Origin of the sequence: Microbacterium sp. ZKA21, from assembly GCF_050434165.1 — a bacterium.
Taxonomy (GTDB): Bacteria; Actinomycetota; Actinomycetes; order Actinomycetales; family Microbacteriaceae; genus Microbacterium.
Window position 1 is genome coordinate 184,427 of record NZ_JBNPVV010000006.1, and the last position, 17,307, is coordinate 201,733.

Annotated in this window: 13 protein-coding genes; 6 read left to right on the forward strand and 7 right to left on the reverse strand. The window is 68.3% G+C overall.

Going from position 1 to position 17,307, the window contains the following annotated elements; all coding sequences use genetic code 11:
- Positions 1–158: 158 nt before the first annotated feature.
- The 3 genes from M2317_RS13660 (at position 159) to M2317_RS13670 (ending at position 3,806) form a co-directional block, all read left to right on the forward strand.
- Complete coding sequence (locus M2317_RS13660; protein ID WP_429461012.1) at positions 159–1,175, forward strand: ABC transporter permease; 1,017 nt, start codon at positions 159–161, stop codon at positions 1,173–1,175.
- Positions 1,176–1,180: 5 nt separating this feature from the next.
- Positions 1,181–2,092: a carbohydrate ABC transporter permease gene (locus M2317_RS13665; protein WP_429461014.1), complete on the forward strand. Its 912-nt coding sequence runs from the start codon at positions 1,181–1,183 to the stop codon at positions 2,090–2,092.
- Between the two features lie 67 nt (positions 2,093–2,159).
- Positions 2,160–3,806, forward strand: coding sequence for an ABC transporter substrate-binding protein (locus M2317_RS13670; RefSeq protein WP_429461016.1), 1,647 nt, complete (start codon positions 2,160–2,162; stop codon positions 3,804–3,806).
- A gap of 104 nt (positions 3,807–3,910) precedes the next feature.
- On the opposite strand, the gene M2317_RS13675 is transcribed toward M2317_RS13670, so the two are convergent.
- Positions 3,911–4,888 carry a sugar-binding transcriptional regulator gene (locus tag M2317_RS13675; protein WP_429461017.1) on the reverse strand — a complete coding sequence of 326 codons (978 nt, stop codon included), beginning with the start codon at positions 4,886–4,888 and terminating at the stop codon, positions 3,911–3,913.
- Positions 4,889–4,994: 106 nt separating this feature from the next.
- The gene (locus tag M2317_RS13680; RefSeq protein WP_429461019.1) at positions 4,995–7,586 is read right to left on the reverse strand and encodes a family 78 glycoside hydrolase catalytic domain; all 2,592 of its coding nucleotides are present in this window, start codon (positions 7,584–7,586) and stop codon (positions 4,995–4,997) included.
- Between the two features lie 94 nt (positions 7,587–7,680).
- Here M2317_RS13680 and M2317_RS13685 point away from each other — a divergent pair, with 94 nt between their 5' ends.
- The gene (locus M2317_RS13685) at positions 7,681–8,514 is read left to right on the forward strand and encodes an NAD-dependent epimerase/dehydratase family protein (protein WP_429461020.1); all 834 of its coding nucleotides are present in this window, start codon (positions 7,681–7,683) and stop codon (positions 8,512–8,514) included.
- Complete coding sequence (locus tag M2317_RS13690; RefSeq protein ID WP_429461022.1) at positions 8,511–9,524, forward strand: LacI family DNA-binding transcriptional regulator; 1,014 nt, start codon at positions 8,511–8,513, stop codon at positions 9,522–9,524. The genes M2317_RS13685 and M2317_RS13690 overlap by 4 nt, the downstream gene beginning before the upstream one ends.
- A gap of 3 nt (positions 9,525–9,527) precedes the next feature.
- On the opposite strand, the gene M2317_RS13695 is transcribed toward M2317_RS13690, so the two are convergent.
- The 5 genes from M2317_RS13695 to M2317_RS13715 are packed head-to-tail and all read right to left on the reverse strand — an operon-like array spanning position 9,528 to position 15,688.
- On the reverse strand, positions 9,528–10,541 hold the full coding sequence (locus M2317_RS13695; RefSeq protein WP_429461024.1) for a hypothetical protein: 1,014 nt from the start codon (positions 10,539–10,541) through the stop codon (positions 9,528–9,530).
- Complete coding sequence (locus M2317_RS13700) at positions 10,538–12,670, reverse strand: hypothetical protein (RefSeq protein WP_429461026.1); 2,133 nt, start codon at positions 12,668–12,670, stop codon at positions 10,538–10,540. The genes M2317_RS13695 and M2317_RS13700 overlap by 4 nt, the downstream gene beginning before the upstream one ends.
- Positions 12,671–12,672: 2 nt before the next feature.
- Positions 12,673–13,497 carry a carbohydrate ABC transporter permease gene (locus tag M2317_RS13705; RefSeq protein WP_429461028.1) on the reverse strand — a complete coding sequence of 275 codons (825 nt, stop codon included), beginning with the start codon at positions 13,495–13,497 and terminating at the stop codon, positions 12,673–12,675.
- Positions 13,494–14,450: a carbohydrate ABC transporter permease gene (locus M2317_RS13710; RefSeq protein WP_429461030.1), complete on the reverse strand. Its 957-nt coding sequence runs from the start codon at positions 14,448–14,450 to the stop codon at positions 13,494–13,496. Before M2317_RS13710 ends, M2317_RS13705 begins: the two co-directional genes overlap by 4 nt.
- Positions 14,447–15,688 (reverse strand): ABC transporter substrate-binding protein, encoded by a 1,242-nt coding sequence (locus tag M2317_RS13715; RefSeq protein ID WP_429461032.1) that lies wholly within the window; start codon positions 15,686–15,688, stop codon positions 14,447–14,449. The genes M2317_RS13710 and M2317_RS13715 overlap by 4 nt, the downstream gene beginning before the upstream one ends.
- A 104-nt stretch (positions 15,689–15,792) precedes the next feature.
- Between M2317_RS13715 and M2317_RS13720 the strand changes: the two genes are divergently transcribed.
- Positions 15,793–17,307 (forward strand): DUF4038 domain-containing protein, encoded by a 1,515-nt coding sequence (locus M2317_RS13720; protein ID WP_429461033.1) that lies wholly within the window; start codon positions 15,793–15,795, stop codon positions 17,305–17,307.

Below are 17,307 nucleotides of genomic sequence, written 5' to 3' on the forward strand. Positions count from 1 at the left end.
GCACAGTGAATAATTACACGGGGTTGCATCCGTCTCGATTCGGTGGCTAGGATCCAGACAATCGATTTTTCGGACGACGAGGTCACAGCGCATGCCCGCACCAGCGGCGGCATCGACAAGCGCCAGGGGCCGAGCTCATCGACAAGGAGTGTTCAGCGGTGGTGCAGATCGACGTCGAAGCGCCCACGGCGCGCGTGCGGAAGGCGGAGGCGCCGGCGACGGCGTCCTCGTCCGCCGGACGCTCCGGAGGGACGGCGTCGCGGCGTCGGCCCGGCCGGTTGCGCAGGTCCATCGGGAGGCACTGGCAGCTGTACCTGCTCGTGATCCCGCCGCTGCTGTACTTCGCCCTGTTCAAGTACGTGCCGATGGCGAACGCGGTCATCGCGTTCAAGGACTACAACGTCATCGAGGGCATCTGGGGCAGCGCCTGGGCGGGATTCGAGCACTTCGAGCGGCTGTTCTCGAACCCGGCGTTCGGCACGATCGTCAGCAACACGTTCCTGCTCAGCCTGTACGCCCTGATCGCGAGTCTTCCCATCCCGATCATCCTCGCGCTCGCGCTCAACGAGATCCGCGGACGCTTCTTCAAGCGCACGGTCCAGATGGTGACGTACGCGCCGTACTTCATCTCCACCGTGATCATCGTCTCGATGGCGATCCTCATCCTGTCGCCGCGGATCGGGATGCTGAGCACGGTCACCGGCTTCTTCGGCCTTCCCGCGGTCGACTACCTCGCTCAACCCGACTTCTTCCGGCACGTGTACGTGTGGAGCGAGGTCTGGCAGACCGCCGGCTACTCCGCGGTCATCTACATGGCGGCGCTCGCCGGGGTCGACCCCGCTCTGTACGAGGCGGCCAAGATGGACGGAGCGAACCGGCTGCAGAAGATCTGGCACGTCGACCTGCCGAGCATCCTGCCGACCATCGTCGTCGTGCTGATCCTCTCCGTCGGCAGCATCATGGTCGTGGGCTTCGAGAAGGCGTTCCTGCTGCAGAACCCCCTCAATCTCTCGCAGTCCGAGATCATCGCCACCTACACCTACAAGATCGGCATCCAGAACGCCGACTTCAGTCTCGGCACGGCCGTCGGGCTGTTCAACTCGGTGATCAATCTTGTCCTCCTGCTCGGCGTGAACGCCGTGTCCAAGCGCGTGACGGGGAACGGACTGTGGTGAACGACATGAAAACGGCTCGACGCAGCCTCGGCCGATCGACGAAGGTCCGTGAGTCCACGGTGGACCGGTTCTTCCTCGTCGGCGTCTACATCCTCCTCACGACGTTCCTGCTCGTCGTGCTTGTGCCGCTGTGGTTCATCGTGGTGAGCTCGTTCAGCAGCCCGGCCGCGGTATCCGCCGGCGAGGTCTTCCTCTGGCCGGTCGACTTCACGCTGCGCGGGTACGAGGTCGCGCTGAGCAGCCCGCAGATCCTCAAGGGATTCGGGAACTCGATCTACTACACGGTCGTCGGCACGGCCATCAGCGTCGCCCTCACTGTGATGATCGCCTATCCGCTCTCGCGGGTCGACTTCGTGGGCCGCAAGGTGCTCACCGGCGCCGTGGTCTTCACGATGCTCTTCGCCGGTGGTCTGATCCCGACCTACCTCGTCGTGCAGTCGATGGGGATGCTCGATACCCGGTGGGCGATGCTGATCCCCAATGCGGTCGCGGTGTGGCCGACGATCCTCGCGATCACGTACTTCCGCACGGCGATCCCGGACGAGCTGCGCGAAGCCGCCGAGATCGACGGTGCGAGCGACCTCCGCATCCTGTGGAAGGTGGTCCTGCCGCTGTCGGGGCCGATGATCGCGGTCATCGCACTGATGTACGCGATCGTGCAGTGGAACTCCTACTTCGACGCACTGATCTACCTCCGCGACGACAGCCTCTACCCGCTTCAGCTGGTGTTGAGGAACATCCTGATCCTCAACAACGACGCGGGCGGCGATGCGACCTCGGCGCTGGAGAGACAGCAGCTGTCGAACCTCCTCAAGTACTCGCTCATCGTGGTCTCCACGGTCCCGATGATGCTCATCTATCCGTTCGTGGCGCGCTATTTCACCAAGGGTCTGCTCCTGGGCGCCGTGAAGGGCTGATCTCTACCAGGTCGCCAGGACGCCCGGTCCTGGCGGCTTTCCACCTCACGATGAAGAGAGGCAACACATGAAACGCTTCACCCGAACCGTGGCGGCGGTCGCCGCCGGCGGGCTCGCCCTGACGATGGCGGCATGTTCACCGCCGGCAGACGAGCCGGACGACGGCGTCATCAAGATCTTCAGTCCGCAGGGTGCGGATTCGGATCTCAACACGAACGAGTTCACGCTCTTCCTGGAGGAGGAGTTCGACGTCGATCTCCAGTTCGAGACGACGACGTGGGACGCGGGCTCAGCATCCGAGGCCCGCCAGATCGCGCTCGCCAGCGGCAACTACCCTGATGCGTTCCTCATGATCCCGTGGGTCGACCAGTTCACCCAGGCCGAGCTGGTCAAATTCGGGAACCAGGGCGTCATCCGGCCGCTGAACGACCTTCTCGAGGACAACGCACCCAACCTCGTCAAGGCGTGGGAGGAGACGCCCGAGTGGGAGCAGCTGGCGACCGCGCCGGACGGCAAGGTCTGGGGGCTGCCGCAGTGGAACGACTGCTTCCATTGCAGCTACCCGTCGAAGCTCTGGATGAACTCGGCGTGGCTGGATGCCGTGGGCATGGAGCAGCCGACGACGCCCGACGAGCTCCGAGCGGTGCTGACCGCGTTCCGCGATCAGGATCCCAACGGCAACGGTCAGGCCGATGAGGTGCCGCTTTCCGGCACACCGGGGGCGAACTCGGTGCTGCCCTACCTGATGAACCCGTTCGTCTACGTGCCTGCGGCCACGACGGACGCATCGATCCCGGCGTCCCTGGCACTGGTCGACGACACGGTGACGCTCCAGCCGACGTCCGATGGCTGGCGCGATGGTCTGCGCTTCGTGAGCTCGCTCTACGACGACGGGCTCGTCGACGAGTCCGCATTCACGCAGAACCAGGACGCGCTTCTCGCCCTCGGCGACGTCGCTGGGGACCCGATCCTGGGTGCAGCGACGGTCGGACACCCCGGTGTCTTCGTCACGATCGGCCAGGAGGATGGCCGTGACAAGCAGTACGATCCGGTCCCGCCGCTCACCGGACCGAACGGCTCGCCGGCTTCGGAGCTGCTGTCCTCGGTGCCCGGCGCGTCGCTCGTCATCACCAACAACGCCAGTGACGCGGATGCCGCGAAACTCGTGAAGATCGTGGACTGGATGATCGATTACGACAACCACCTCCGTGCCGAGTGGGGTGAGGAGGGCGTCGCCTGGGATCGGCCCGCCGCCGGCGATGTCGCGCTCGACGAGTCGCTCGAGCCCCTGTACCTGCGTCACCGCCTGAGCGGTGCCGAAGCCACGCAGAACGCGAACGTGGCGTGGGGTCCGCTCGCGCAGTACTACGGGAGCACGGAGTTCCGTGGCGCGCAGGTGGTGTCGGAGGACATCTACGACCTCGCCGGCTACGACCGGCGTCTGTTCGAGGCCACGGAGCCCTACGCGGCGAACAGCCCCGAGGAGGCCTTCCCGTACTGGAACCTCTGGATCCCCGCGGACGACTCCTCCGAGCTGTCGACCGTGCAGACCAACATCGAGACCCTCGTGCAGCAGGCCAGTGCCGAGTTCGTGACGGGCGTGCGCGACATCGAGAGCGACGCCGACTGGCAGGCGTTCCAGGACGCCCTCGCCTCGAACGGCAGCGAGCGCTACGTCGAGATCTACCAGAGCGCCTGGGACGCCTCGAAGTAGCAGCAGCACAACGGCGAAGGCCTCCCGTCGAGAAGCGAGACAGCTTCTCGACGGGAGGCCTTCACGATGGTGACCCGGTGGTCGCCTGTCCGATCGTCTCCTCCTCAGCGCTCCGCGAGCGCCTCGGCTGTGCGGAGGTCGGTGACGAGCGTGGTCACCCAGTCGCCGGCGAGCGCTCCGTGGATCGCCTCGAGCTTGCGCTCGCCGCCGGCGATGCCGACGCGGCGGGGAATCCGGAGCAGGTTCTCGACCGTGATCGCGATGATGCGGTCGTCCAGCGCGCCGAGGACCCGTGATCCGTCCGCACGGAAGATGCGGTGGCAGATGTCTCCCACCGCCCCCTGCTCCAGCAGCCCCTCGCGCTCCTCGGCGGCGAAGGCGTTGCCGCTGGTGGCGAGCACGTCCGAGGGCTCGATGCTCCCGATGCCCATGATCGCCATGGTGAGCTCGTTCCAGTGCCGGCTGACCTCCTGCATCGAGGGGTCGGACAGCAGGCTGTCGCGGATGCCCGCGTCGGCGACGACGCCGGGCGCCTGCACGTACACGGGTTCTGCACCGAGCGTGCGGGCCAGCTCGCCGAGGATGCGGTTCGAGTGGCTCTGCGCCTCAGGAGCGCCCACGCCGCCGAGCAGCTGGACGACCTCGGTCGCGCCGCGGACGGTGAAGGGGCGCATCCGGTCCACCATCGCGAGGATCGTCTGGCTCCACGACGAGACGCCGATGCGGTCGGCTCCGGACAGGGTCGCCTCGAGGTAGGCGGCGGCTCCGGCGCCCAGCGAGGCGAGCAGCTCCCGTTCGTCCGCGTCGGGCGCGACGTCCACGACGACTGCTTCGGACAGGCCGTACCGCTCTTCGAGACTCTCCTCGAGCTCGGCGTGGACGCCAGGGGCGACGGTCACGATCGTCCGCACGATGCCGACCGCCTCGGCTCGTTTCAGCAGCCGTGAGACCTTCGCCTGTGAGATATTGAGGGCGGTGGCGATGTCGGCCTGACGAATGCCGCGCTCGTGATACATCCGTGCGACCTTCGTGAGCAGGCGGACCTGGCCGTCGGCGGGGCGGGTGTAGCGGGGAAGGGACACGAGGACTCCGATCGTGGCGATCCGATTGAGGATTCGCTTACGAAAGGATATTCAGTCTCCGGCCGCGGCGCCAGTGCCGACATCCATGTCGGCACTGACCGGAAGGTCAGGGGACTCTGATCGTGCGGGTGTGAGAACCTGCTCCGACGATCTCCTCGTCGGCCCCCGGCAGTTCGATCACGGCATCCGCACCGATCGGAACCCGCAGGTCGACATGCATAAAGCCATCCTCGACGCGCCAGGAGATCGACGCCTCGCCGTACGCCGTGAGCTGGCGTGCGGATGCCGAGGTCAGGCCGCCGCCCGGCCGGGGAGCGAAGCGGATGCGCCGGTAGCCAGGGGTCTCCGGCGCGAGGCCCGCGATGGCGCGGTGCATCCAGTCGGCCACCGCGCCCAGCGCGTAGTGATTGAACGAGGTCATCTGCCCGGGGTTCACCGTGCCGTCCGGCAGCAGCGAGTCCCAGCGCTCCCACACCGTCGTCGCACCCTGCGCGACCTGGTAGAGCCAGGACGGGCATTCGCGCTCGAGCAGCAGGTCGTAGGCGGCGTCCAACTGCCCATCTCCGCTCAGCGCGTCCGAGACGAGCGGGGTGCCGACGAAGCCGGTCGCGATGCGGTTGCCCGCCTCGTGGACGAGCTGCGCCAGACGGGTCGCCGCGGCATCCCGAAGCGCCGGATCCGTGAGGAGATCGAAGCGCAGGCCGAGCGCGTACGCGGTCTGCGCATCACTGGTCATCGTGCCGTCGGCGTTGACGTAGGCGGCGAGGAAGGCCGCCGCCACCTCATCGGCGAGCGTGTCGTAGTGGACGCGCTCGGCTTCGAGTCCGAGCACCTCGGCCATCCGCGCCACGGTGCGCGCCGACTTCGCGAAGTACGCCGTCGCCACGAGGTAGCGGTCGGTGAGGGCGTCGGCCGGGTCCTCGGGCGGCGCGGCCGGGTCGAGCCAGTCGCCGAGCTGGAAGCCGGTATCCCATAGGCGCGACGGGCCGGCCAGACGCTCGAGCAGATCGACCCAGCGGTGGGCGCTGTCGAACTGCGCGCGCAGCACGCCGACGTCGCCGAAGCGCTCGTAGAGCGTCCAGGGCAGCAGCGTCGCGACATCGCCCCAGGCGGCGCCCGGCCGGATCGGCGTCCACTTGTCGACCGCAGGGATCACCGGGACGTACCAGGGCACGGTGCCATCGGGCAGCTGCTCGATCGCGACGTCCTGGAGCCATCCGGAGAGCATGCCCGAGACGTCGAAGAGCGTGGCGGCGGTCGGGCCGAACACCTGGATGTCGCCCGTCCAGCCGATCCGCTCGTCGCGCTGCGGGCAGTCCGTCGGGATGTCGACGAAGTTGCCGCGCATGCCCCACACGACGTTCGCGTGCAGGCGGTTCAGCGCCGGATCGGAGGACTCGAACCAGCCGGTGCGCTCGAGGTCGGTGTGGAGGACGCGGGCGATGAGCGCGCCGTCGGCGGCATCGGCATCCAGGTCGCCCGGCCAGCCGCTCACCTCGACATAGCGGAACCCGTGGAACGTGAACCGCGGCTCCCACTCCTCGACGTCGCGGCCGGCGAGCGTGTAGGTGTCGGTCGAGCGCGCCGCGCGCAGCGGACGGGTGTAGATCTCGCCGTTCTGCAGGACCTCGGCCGTGCGCAGAGTGACGGTGGTGCCCGCGTCGCCGGAGACCCGGAGGCGCACGCGTCCGACGAGGTTCTGCCCGAAGTCGAGGATGCGGGATCCGCTCGGTCCCGTGAGCACCTCGATGGGCCGCAGCTGCTGCGTCGCCCGTACCGGCGGTGCGGTGGGGGCGACGAGCGTGGCAGGGTCGCGGTGGCGCTCCTGCACCCCGTCCCAGCCGGAGTCGTCGAAGCCGGGGGAGGACCAGCCGGGCTGCTCTTCGCGGGCGTCGTAGTCCTCGCCGTCGTACAGGCCGCTCGCGATGATCGGGCTCGCGGTCGAACGCCACGTGCCGTCGGTCGCGATGACCTGGCGCGAGCCGTCGGCGTAAGTGAGCTCGAGCTGGCCGAGGAAGGATTGATCTGTACCGTAGATGTTCCGGAATCCGCCGCGCCACCCGAGGCGGCCGCGGTACCAGCCGTCGCCGAGCCAGGCGCCGATCGCGTTGGCGCCAGGGGGCAAGACCGACGTGACGTCGTAGGTGTAGTACCGCAGCCGCGCGCCGTAGACGGTCCACCCGGGGGAGAGCGTGTCGTCGCCCACGCGCGTGCCGTTCACCTCGGCCTCGTAGACCCCGTGCGCGGTGGCGTACAGGCGGGCGCGGACCAGTCCGTCGCCGACGTCGAACGTCGTGCGTACGAGCGAGGGGCGCCGTTCGTCGGAGTGCGGGTTCTCATTGCGGGTCGCGCCGATGGGACGTGCGATCCAGTCGTCCGGGGCGAGAAGACCCGTCTCGAGGATCGTGGTCCCGGATGCTTCGGACCACGTGCCGTCCTCGCCTCGGACGGCGACCGAGACCGAGGCGATCTCACGGGATGTGAGCGGGTCGGCAGGCCACGCGGTCAGCACCTGCTCCGGGCTTTCGATCTCGTACGAGCGACGGATGCCGTCGCGGTCGATATCCACCCGGTAGGCGGTCTGATGCCATCCATCCGGTGCGGCGGAGATGCGCCACGACAGTCTCGGCATCCGTTCGCCGATGCCGAGCGGTTCGCGGTGGTGCTCGATACGGGGTGCGTCGACGATGACGGCCATTCCGGTCCTCCAGAGGGTGCGTGTACAGTGAGTGTGGCATCCATTTCGAAACGTTTCAAGTCTGCGGATCGGAGCCACGGCAGGAGGGAACGGCATGCGAATCGGTGTCACGGGAAGCGGCGGCAAGCTCGGCAGGGCGACCGTCGAACGGCTGCGCTCCGACGGGCACGATGTGGTCGGATTCGATCTCGCCGGCACGGCAGGGCCGGGGTTCACTCGTGTCGATCTGACCGACTTCGGGCAGGTGCTGGACGCCTTCGGGTCCGTCACCGCCCGGCACGACGGGTTGGACGCGCTCGTGCACCTGGCAGCGATCCCGGTCAACGGCCTGGTGCCGGATGCGGCGACGTTCCAGAACAACATGACGGTGTCGTTCAACGCGCTCTTCGCCGCCCATCGTGTCGGCATCCGCCGGATCGTGCTGGCCTCGAGCATCACCGCGATGGGCTTCCCGTTCCACGAGGCTCCGCCTTCGCTCCCGGTGGACGAGACGTACACGAGCGCCAACAACACCTACGGCCTGGGCAAGGTGGCAGAGGAGGCGATCGCCGCGCAGCTGGTCGGCTGGCATCCGGATGCCTCGATCACCGCGCTGCGGTTCACCAACGTCGTCGCCGAGGACGAGTACGCCACGTTCGAGCGCGCCGGGGAACCGGACTACCGCCGTGATCTTCTGGGGTCGTGGGTCGATGCGCGTGATGGTGCACTCGCCGTCGCCCTGGCGCTGGAAGCAGCGCGACCCGGTTACGAGGTCTACAACGTCGCCGCTCCCGACTCCGGGTGCGCTGCGCCGTCGCGCGAGCTGGCAGCCCGCTGGTTCCCCGGCACGCCCGTCGCCGACGACCTCGGCGAGTTCGAGTCCCTCATGTCCACGCGGCGGATCAGGGAGCGGCTCGGGTTCCGCGCCGCCTATGATTGGCGCTCATGACACCAGCGGGGATCAGAGAGGTCGCGGCGCGCGCCGGCGTCTCCGTCGGCACGGTGTCGAACTTCCTCAACCATCCCGATCGGCTGTCCGAGGCCATGGCGAAGCGCGTCACCGAGGCGATCGACGCGGTGGGATTCGTGCCCAGCAACGCCGCCCGCCAGCTGCGGATGGGCGTCAGCTCGGTTATCGGCTACCTGGCATCCGACATCGGCAACCCGCACTTCGGTGAGATCGCCACCAGCGTGCAGGCGAGGGCGTCCGAGCTCGGGCTGTCCGTCTTCATCGCCGACGCGCAGGAGGATCCGCGGCAGGAGGACGCGTACCTCGACGCCTTCGCGCAGCATCACGTCCGCGGGCTGCTGGTCGCGTCTCATCACCCGGTCGAGGATCGCCTGGCACTGCTGCGCAGACGAGGCACACCCTCCGTGCTCGTCGGGCAGCGGGCGAGCTCGACCGAGCAGCCGTCGGTCTCGGTGGACGAATTCTCCGGCGGACGCCAGGCCGTCGAGCATCTCCGGGATGCCGGGTGCCGCAGGATCGCGTTCGTCGGCGGTCCGGCCGGGATCGTGCAGGTCGCGGCTCGTCGAGCCGGAGCGGATGCCGCGGCGGAGGCGCACGGCCTCCGACTGTCCGAGATCGTCGTGGCCGAGCGGTCGGTCGCCGCCGGTCGCGCGGCCGGAGCGGCGATCGCGGAGATGACCGCCGGCGCGCGCCCGGACGGCGTCTTCGCGGTCAACGACCTGCTGGCTCTCGGCATCCTCCAGGAGCTGGTCGGACGCGGTGTGCGGGTCCCCGAGGATCTCGCGCTGATCGGGTACGACGACAACGAGTTCGCCGAGGCATCCCTCATCCCGCTGTCCAGCATCAGTCGACGGCACCGCGACGTCGGTGAGTTCGTCGTCGACGCACTCTTCGAGACGATGGAGCAGCGCTCGCCGGCCGAGCTGCACTGCGAACTCGAGCCGATCCTGGTGGCGCGGCGGAGCACGCTGGGCTTCTCGCGCGGCTGATCCTCAGCTGTCCAGCGGCGTCCATGCGAGGGCGATCCCGCGCATCTCGGGCCGGAGGTCCTCGCCGATCCGCACGGGTTCGTTTCGTCGCTGAACGGCGCAGTAGTAGTGCTCCAGGCGGTCGCCGGTGCGGATGACGCCCGGTTTGTGCGCATGCCAGTCGTCGATCGAGCCCGGTGCTCCCGGTTCGATCAGCGGAACGGGATCCTTGGTCCAGTGCCGCAGATCCGGTGAGGTGGCGAGGAGGTCGACCGCCTGCCCGCCGGAGCGGAGTCCGAAGTAGAACATCGCCCAGCGCCCGTCGTCCATCCGTAGCACGCAGGGATCGGAGGCGAACCGATCGTCCGGTGCGCCAGGGCGGCCGATCGGCAGCAGCGGCTCGTCGGAGAGTCTGGTCCAGCTGATGAGATCGTCCGAGACGGCGGCGCCCGTCTGCTCGACCCAGGCGCCCGTCGCGCGGTCCTTGGCGTTGTAGAACAGCCAGAACCGATCGTCGTGACGCATCAGCCACGACTTGTACAGGCCCCCGCGCTCCCACGTGCCGCCCTCCTCGGGGCGCAGGAGTCCGCCGGTCTCCTCCCAGTGCACGAGGTCGCGGCTGCGGGCGAACCCGATGACGGCCGATCCCTCTTCATAGCCCGCCTCCGGATACGCGTGGAAGGTGCCGTAGTACCAGCCGTCGATCCGTTGCAGCTCGCCGGTGCCGAAGAGGTCGGGATCGCGCAGCAGCGACGTCAGGGCGGCATTGTGCCTGCGGTGCGGCGAGTCGGGGTCGCGGCGGAACACCAGCTCCGGCTCGGACCATCGTTCGCCGTCGTGCCAGGCCAGTCCGGTCTGGTACCCGCGACCGTCCCAGCCGACCATCGTCATACCGAGACGGCCGTTCGCCCGGAACGGGAACGGGCAGTCGACGCCGTGACTGCGCCAGTCGCCGGGGAGCAGCGAGGGGGCGAAGACGAGCTCGGGCTCCTTGACCGTGGGGCGGAGCCGGGACAACGGGTCGGCGAGTGCGGTCATGATCGTGTCTGCGTCGCGTCGACGCGTCCTGGGCGAGCAGGGAAGCCTTCAGCGCGCAGGCGCCACCCGTCGGGGAGGTCGGTGCGCGGTCGTCCGTCGTCGTCGGTGGCGAGCATCGCGACCGCAGCGAGCAGGCCGCCGTTGCCGGGGAGATACAGCGGGAGACGGTTGGGCACCTGGAAGTTGTGCCCATTGGAGAGGTGGCGATTGCGAGGCAGGGGGCGCAGCAGGGAATCGAACGCGACGTCGAGGCGTCCGAGCCGCGTGGCGCACATCGCGATCAGCGGGTAGTCCCAGCCCCAGGTGGCGTTCCAGTCCCACTCGTCGAGCACCATGTCGAGCGTGCGCGACATGGTCGGGGCGTCGACGAGCGGCGTGGGCGGCACGAAGCCGAATGCTCCGAGGAGGGACGGGTGATCGATCAGCGAGGTGTCGCCGCGGACGGCCTCATATCGGCCCTCCGCGGAGACCGGCAGCGGCGCGATCGCGTCGATGGCGTGCTGCCAGTGCGTCGGAACGTCGGCGCCTCGCCGGCGTCGCCACTCGGATGCCGTGGTGAGCCCCCACCACACGTAGGCGAGCTCGAACGTCGGATCCCACGTCGTGGCGGCGTCGTAGCGCTCCTGCGCCGGCATGATCGGAGGGGCCAGGTGGGCCGTGCCCTCCTCCCACCAGAGCAGGGCGGCGAGGAACTCCGCGGTCTCGTCCACCAGGTCAGCGTACTGCTCGAGCACGCTGGGGTCGTCGTCGTTCGCGCGGTACACGAGCTCGGCATAGGAGATCGGATGGGGCTGCTGCCAGACCAGGAGCGCGCCGATCTCGTTCGGGCTCTCGATCCCCTCCGGACCGACGTGCTTGGGCCAGCGCGCTCCTGGGTACCCCAGCCGCGCGGCGTTGGCGCGGGCCGTGGGGAGGACCTCGCGGTACCAGGCCAGGCTGCGCTCGAGAAGGCCGGGCCGGCCCCAGAGCGCGAAATGCGCGGCATGCCACCAGTGCATCTCCAGGTGGAACGTGCCACCCCAGGAGTTGCACACCAGCCCGCTCTCCTGCGGAGGCAGGGAGCCGGCGCACTGGATGGCCGTGAGGTACTGGGACAGGACGATGCGCCGTTCGAGTTCCGCGGCGCGTTGATCGGTCGATCCATCGAGATCGATGAAGGCGCCCGTCGTCCAGTGCGCCTCCCAGTGCGCGGCGGCGGCATCGAACACGTCCTGTGCGGACGGCAGCGGTGCGGTGGATTCCGTCGGCGTGAACTCGACGACGAGTTCGATCCGGTCGGTCTCCGGCACGAGCTCGACGATGTGCGGCTCCGGCACCTCGACCCGGCATCCCCTGGCGCGCAGCCGCACCGAATAGGATGCGGCGTCGACCTGCCGTGAGATCTCGACGGTGTCGTCGGGGAGGACCGTGATGACGCTTTCATGCCCGTCCGGTCGCGACCAGTCCTCGTCCGCCTCCCACGTGTCCTGGACGCTCGCGAAGGAGAGACGCACGGTGGCGGCGCCGGCGGCGAAGAGCTCGGAGTGCGAGGCGACGGCGAGCAGGTCGCGCACGGGATGCACGGCGGTCGTCGTGGTGGTCCGCTTCCCCCCGACCGAGAATGCGCTGTCGAGCGTGCCGGTCCAGAGATCGAGCACCTGCTCGGTGTCGGTCAGCTGTCCTGGGTCGTCGACGACATGCCCGGTCGTCGGGTCCGTGATCCGGAACGCGAGACGCCCGAGGTGCAGACGCTGCGGGTTCACCCAGTAGTAGTAGCCGGCGGGCTGCTGCTCCCGCGCCTGCGCCTCCGTCAGGCGCCAGTCGTAGGCGGTCGGGTGCGTCACGATCGCGCCGTCCGGCCGCGCGAACGGCTCCATCGTGTCCTCGAGGGTCACGCCATCGGGGTTCGGCGCCCAGTGGAACGCCCACTGGCTCTGCGTTCCGAGGGGCGTCGCGCTGCGGTCGGCGGCGCGTGCGGCCGCCCGGCTGTGCCAGTCGGCGAAGGTCTGCAGGCCGGTCGCATCCGCGGTGAACGCGAACTCGCCGTTGCCGACGCTCAACGGCGCTTCGGCGTCGATCTCGGTGCGCCGGATGCGGTGGCGTGCGATGACCGCTCGGCGGTCGATGGCGCCGCTGTTCGAAGTTCCCATGATCATCCCTTCACTGCTCCGGCCGTCGCACTGCTCATGACCTGCCTGCGGAAGAACAGGAACACGACGATGAGCGGCAGCGTCGCCAGGAGCGTTCCGACCATGACGACCGGATAGTCGCTCGTGCCGTAGTTGCCGTTGAGCTGCTGCAGAGCGACCGGCAGGGTGTACAGGTCGGAATCGTTGAGCACGAGCAGCGGCCACATGTACTCGTTCCAGTTCCACATGAACTGGAAGACGGTGAACCCGGCGATCGCGGGACGCAGCGCCGGCGCACCGACGTGCCAGAAGACGCGCAGGAATCCCGCGCCGTCCACGCGTGCGGCCTCGATGACCTCGTACTGGACGGCTTCGCTCGCGGCCTGGCGCATCCAGAAGATGCCGAAGGCGCTCGCAGCGCCCGGCACGATCAGCGGGAGGTACGTGTTGAGCCAGCCCAGGTCGACGTAGATCTGGAACATCGGCACGAGCATGACCCCCGTCGGCAGGGTCATCGTCGCCAGCAGGATGCCGAAGAGCCAGTTCCGCCCAGGGAAGCGGTACATCGCGAAGACGAACCCGGAAAGCGCGGCGATCGCGACCGTGATCACGGTCGCCGTCACCGAGACGAGTACCGAGTTCAGGAAGGCCTGGAGGAAATCGATGCTCCCGAACAGCCGCTCGATGTTGGCGAACAGCTCCGGACCGGGAAACAGCCTCGGTGGGCTGGAGAAGATGTCCGAGGTCGTGCTCGTCGACATGACGACGAGCCAGTAGAACGGGAAGGCGAACAGCGCAGCGGCCGGGATCAGGACGACGTGCTGCAGCCAGGCGCGACGCGACTTCACGAGTTCTCCTTGCGGCGGCGCGCGATCACGCGCGAGTTGAGGGCGGCCAGGAGGATCAGCACGATGAAGATGCCCCATCCGATGGTGGTCGCGAACCCGAGGTCCGCGCTCACGGTGGGAAGCGTGGCGCCCATGTACCCGACCTGCAGGAACATCAGGGTCACGACGGATCCGTCCGGACCGCCGAGGCCGTTGGTGAGCACCTGGGGCTCGGTGAAGATCTGGAATCCGCTGATCGTGCCGGTGACGGCCACGAACAGGATGGTCGGCCAGATCATCGGGATCGTGATCGACCGCAGCACGCGCCACGGACCGGCGCCGTCCAGGCGGGCCGCCTCGTAGATGGACGGCGGGATCGAGGAGATGCCGGCCAGGAAGATCACGACGAAGTAGCCGAAGCTGCGCCAGAAGATCATGAGCGCGACGACCAGGCGGACGCCCCACTCCGTCGTCATCCACGGGACCGAGGTCAGTCCGACGGCTTCGAGCATCGCGTTGATGATGCCGTACTCGTTGGAGAACAGCGATTGGAAGACGATCGCCACGGCGACGATCGAGGTGACCTGAGGGAGGAAGAAGAGCGTCTGGTACAGGCCCTTCGCCTTCAGACGAGGCGAGCTCAGCAGCGCCGCCGCGGCCAGGGACGCCAGGATCACCGGGATCTGCGCGATGAGGAAGATGATGACCGTGTTGCCGAGCGCACTGGCGAACTCTCCCGAGCTGAACAGTCGCTCGAACTGTTCGAGGCCGACCCATTCCGGTGCGCCGAGTCCGTCCCAGGACACCATCGACAGGTACACCGCGAAGACGAGCGGGAACAGTCCGAACACCGCGAACAGGATGTAGAACGGCGAGATCGCGAGGTACTCGCGCCAGTAGCGCAGCAGCGTCCGGCGCCGCCGGAGCGGTGGTGCGCCCGCCGCTCCGGTCGTGCGAGTGGCAGTGGTCGTCACTCGGCGACGTTCTTCTCGACGAGGGAGGCGTAGACGTCCTCGGGGTCGTCGCCGCTCGCGGTGAGGTCGTTCAACGCCACGAAGAACTGCGCCGCGACCGTTCCGCTGTCGGGTGCCTGATAGACCATCGGCGCGTCCGCGGCCGTCTGCGCGAGAGCGCCCAGCGTGTCCTGACCGCCGTAGTAGTCCTGCGGCGTCGCCGCCTTCGGATCCTCGGCGACGCCGGTCGACGCCGGGAAGAGGCCCTTCTCCAGATAGCCGATCGTCTGGAACTCCGTGCCGCCGATGAATCCGGCGACCTCGGCCGCGGCATCCGGATGCTCACTGGCGGTGAGCGCCGAGACGAATGTTCCGCCGGTGGCGGCGGGTCCGCCGGGAAGCGTCGTCACGCGCCAGTTCCCGGCCTGCTGCTCGCCGGCGGACTTCAGGAGACCGTCCTCCCAGGCGGGCCCCACGAACGCGGCGATGTCCTCCTGGGTGAGAGCGGCATTGAACTCCGGCGTGTAGGGCTCCGTGTTCGCGCAGAGGTCGTCCTGGGCGAGCGCGGCTGACTCGACGAAGGCGTCGTGGGAGATCGGGGAGTCGACGACGTTGACGTCTTCGCCGTCCTCGTTCTCGAAGTACGCGTAGCCGTTCTGAGCGAGCCTGGCCTGGTACACCTGGCCCGCGTGGTCGCAGGCGTAGACGCCGGTCTCGGCCATCGTGGTCGCGAGCTCGCGGTACGCGTCCCAGGAGTCGATGGCCGCGGCGACCTCCTCGGGCTCGCTCGGGTAGCCGAGCGACTCGAGGATGTCCGCACGGTAGAAGAATCCCCACGGGCCGATGTCGGTCGGAAGCGCGACCTGGCGGCCATCGGGGGACTGGCCGAGGGCGAGTCCCCACTCGACGGCGTCGCCGGCTGCTGCCTGCTCGGAGAGGTCGACGAACTCGTCCGCCACGCTGAAGAACGAGGGAAGGCTGCCGCCCATCATCACCACGTCGGGAAGACCGCTGCCGGATCTCAGCGCCGCACGGAGCTTGTCCTCGATGTCGGGGATGTTCTCGAAGGTGATGTCGTAGTCGGGGAACTGCTCGGCGAGGACCGCTTCGACGTCGTCGGGGACGGAGTTCCCGCGCGCCCAGAGCGTCAGGCTGACGTCTCCGTCGGCGTCGGTGGCGCCGGAACCGCTGCAGCCGGCGAGGACGCTGGTCGCTGCGAGCGCTGCTGCCCCGACCAAAACCATGCGAGGTGTCTTCATCGTCTTTCCCTCTTTCTGACATGCATATGAATTCACTACAACAAGATTATGCACAAGTTTGATAACGTTTCAACTGGTTGCCCGGTTTCCCCTAGTGTCGAAGGATGACGACGATGTCCCATGAGCTGCATCTCCCGGTCGAGCTGGTCTTCGAGGGGAGCGAAAGACTGCCCGTCGCGGCAGGGGCGCCGCTGAGCGTCCGCTTCCGGCTGGCCGGCTCCGAGGACGTCGCAGTGCCCGGATTCTGGGACGGCGGCACCACTTACCGTGCGCGATTCGCCCCTCCGGCCGAAGGCGAGTGGACCTGGGAGGTCGTGGACGCGCGGACTCCGGTGGATGTCGGATCCGGATCGTTCACCGTCGCCCGCGGAACCTCCCACGGCCCCGTTCGCGTCGCGCACCGCTTCCACTTCGCGCACGCCGACGGCACGCCGTTCCGTCCGGTCGGTGCGACGGCGTACAACTGGCTCCACCAGGACGAGCCGCTGTTCTCCCAGACCGTGGACGCGATCGCGGAGGCCGGATTCAACAAGTTCCGCTTCATGGTGTTCCCGCAGGGCGGCGGGTACGTCGAGCACGAGCCGACGCTGATGCCGTTCGAGAAGACGGACGGGAGTTGGGACGTCAGCCGGCCCGTTCCGGAGTTCTTCCAGCACCTCGACCGTGCGGTCGAAACGCTCGGTGCGCGCGGCATCCAGGCCGACGTCCTGATCTACAACGCGTACGACCGAGGGCACTTCGGGCTGAACGAGCTCACCGAGGAGGAGGACGCCGTCTACCTGCGCTACCTCGTCGCGCGGCTCGCCGCGTACCCGCACGTGTGGTGGTCGCTGTGCAACGAGTTCGACCAGCTCGAGCGCCCCGACGAACGGTGGGACCGCGCGGGCGAACTGCTCGCCAAGATCGACCCCAGCGATCATCTGCGCTCCATCCACAACTGGATCGAGCTGTACGACAACAGTCAGCCGTGGGTCACGCATGCATCCGTGCAGAACGGCTCGGCCACCACGGACTTCGGCCGCGCGAACCTCTACCGCGACGTGTGGGGCAAGCCGGTCGTCCTCGACGAGATCAAGTACGAGGGCGACATCCCCGAGCGATGGGGGAATCTGAATGCGCGCGAGCTCGTCGATCAGTTCTGGATCACCACGGTCGCCGGATGCTACGCCTCGCACGGAGAGAGCTTCCTCACCGAGACCGGCAGCCTGCACATGGTCGAGGGCGGACCGCTCACGGGGGAGTCGCCGGTGCGGCTGGCGTTCCTGGGCGGCATCCTCGAGGAGATCGACGGACCAGGGCTGGATCCGATCGACAAGTGGGATGACCAGGCATACGTCGCCGGTGTTCCGCGTCAGGAGTACGTCCAGTACCTCGGGCGGTCGGCCCCGTCGACCTGGACGTTCCGCCTGCCGATCGGCTTCCCCGGCGAGCGTCCGGAGATCGGCGACGTCTTCGAGGTCGACGTCATCGACACGTGGAACATGACCGTCACCACCGTCGATCGGCGCTTCACGCTCGACGAGGTGCAGCGCAACGACGCCTTCGATCGCGCAGCCGCGCCGATCGCGCTGCCGGTCGGCGAGGCGATCGCCCTGCGCATCCGACGGGTCGAGGCCTGA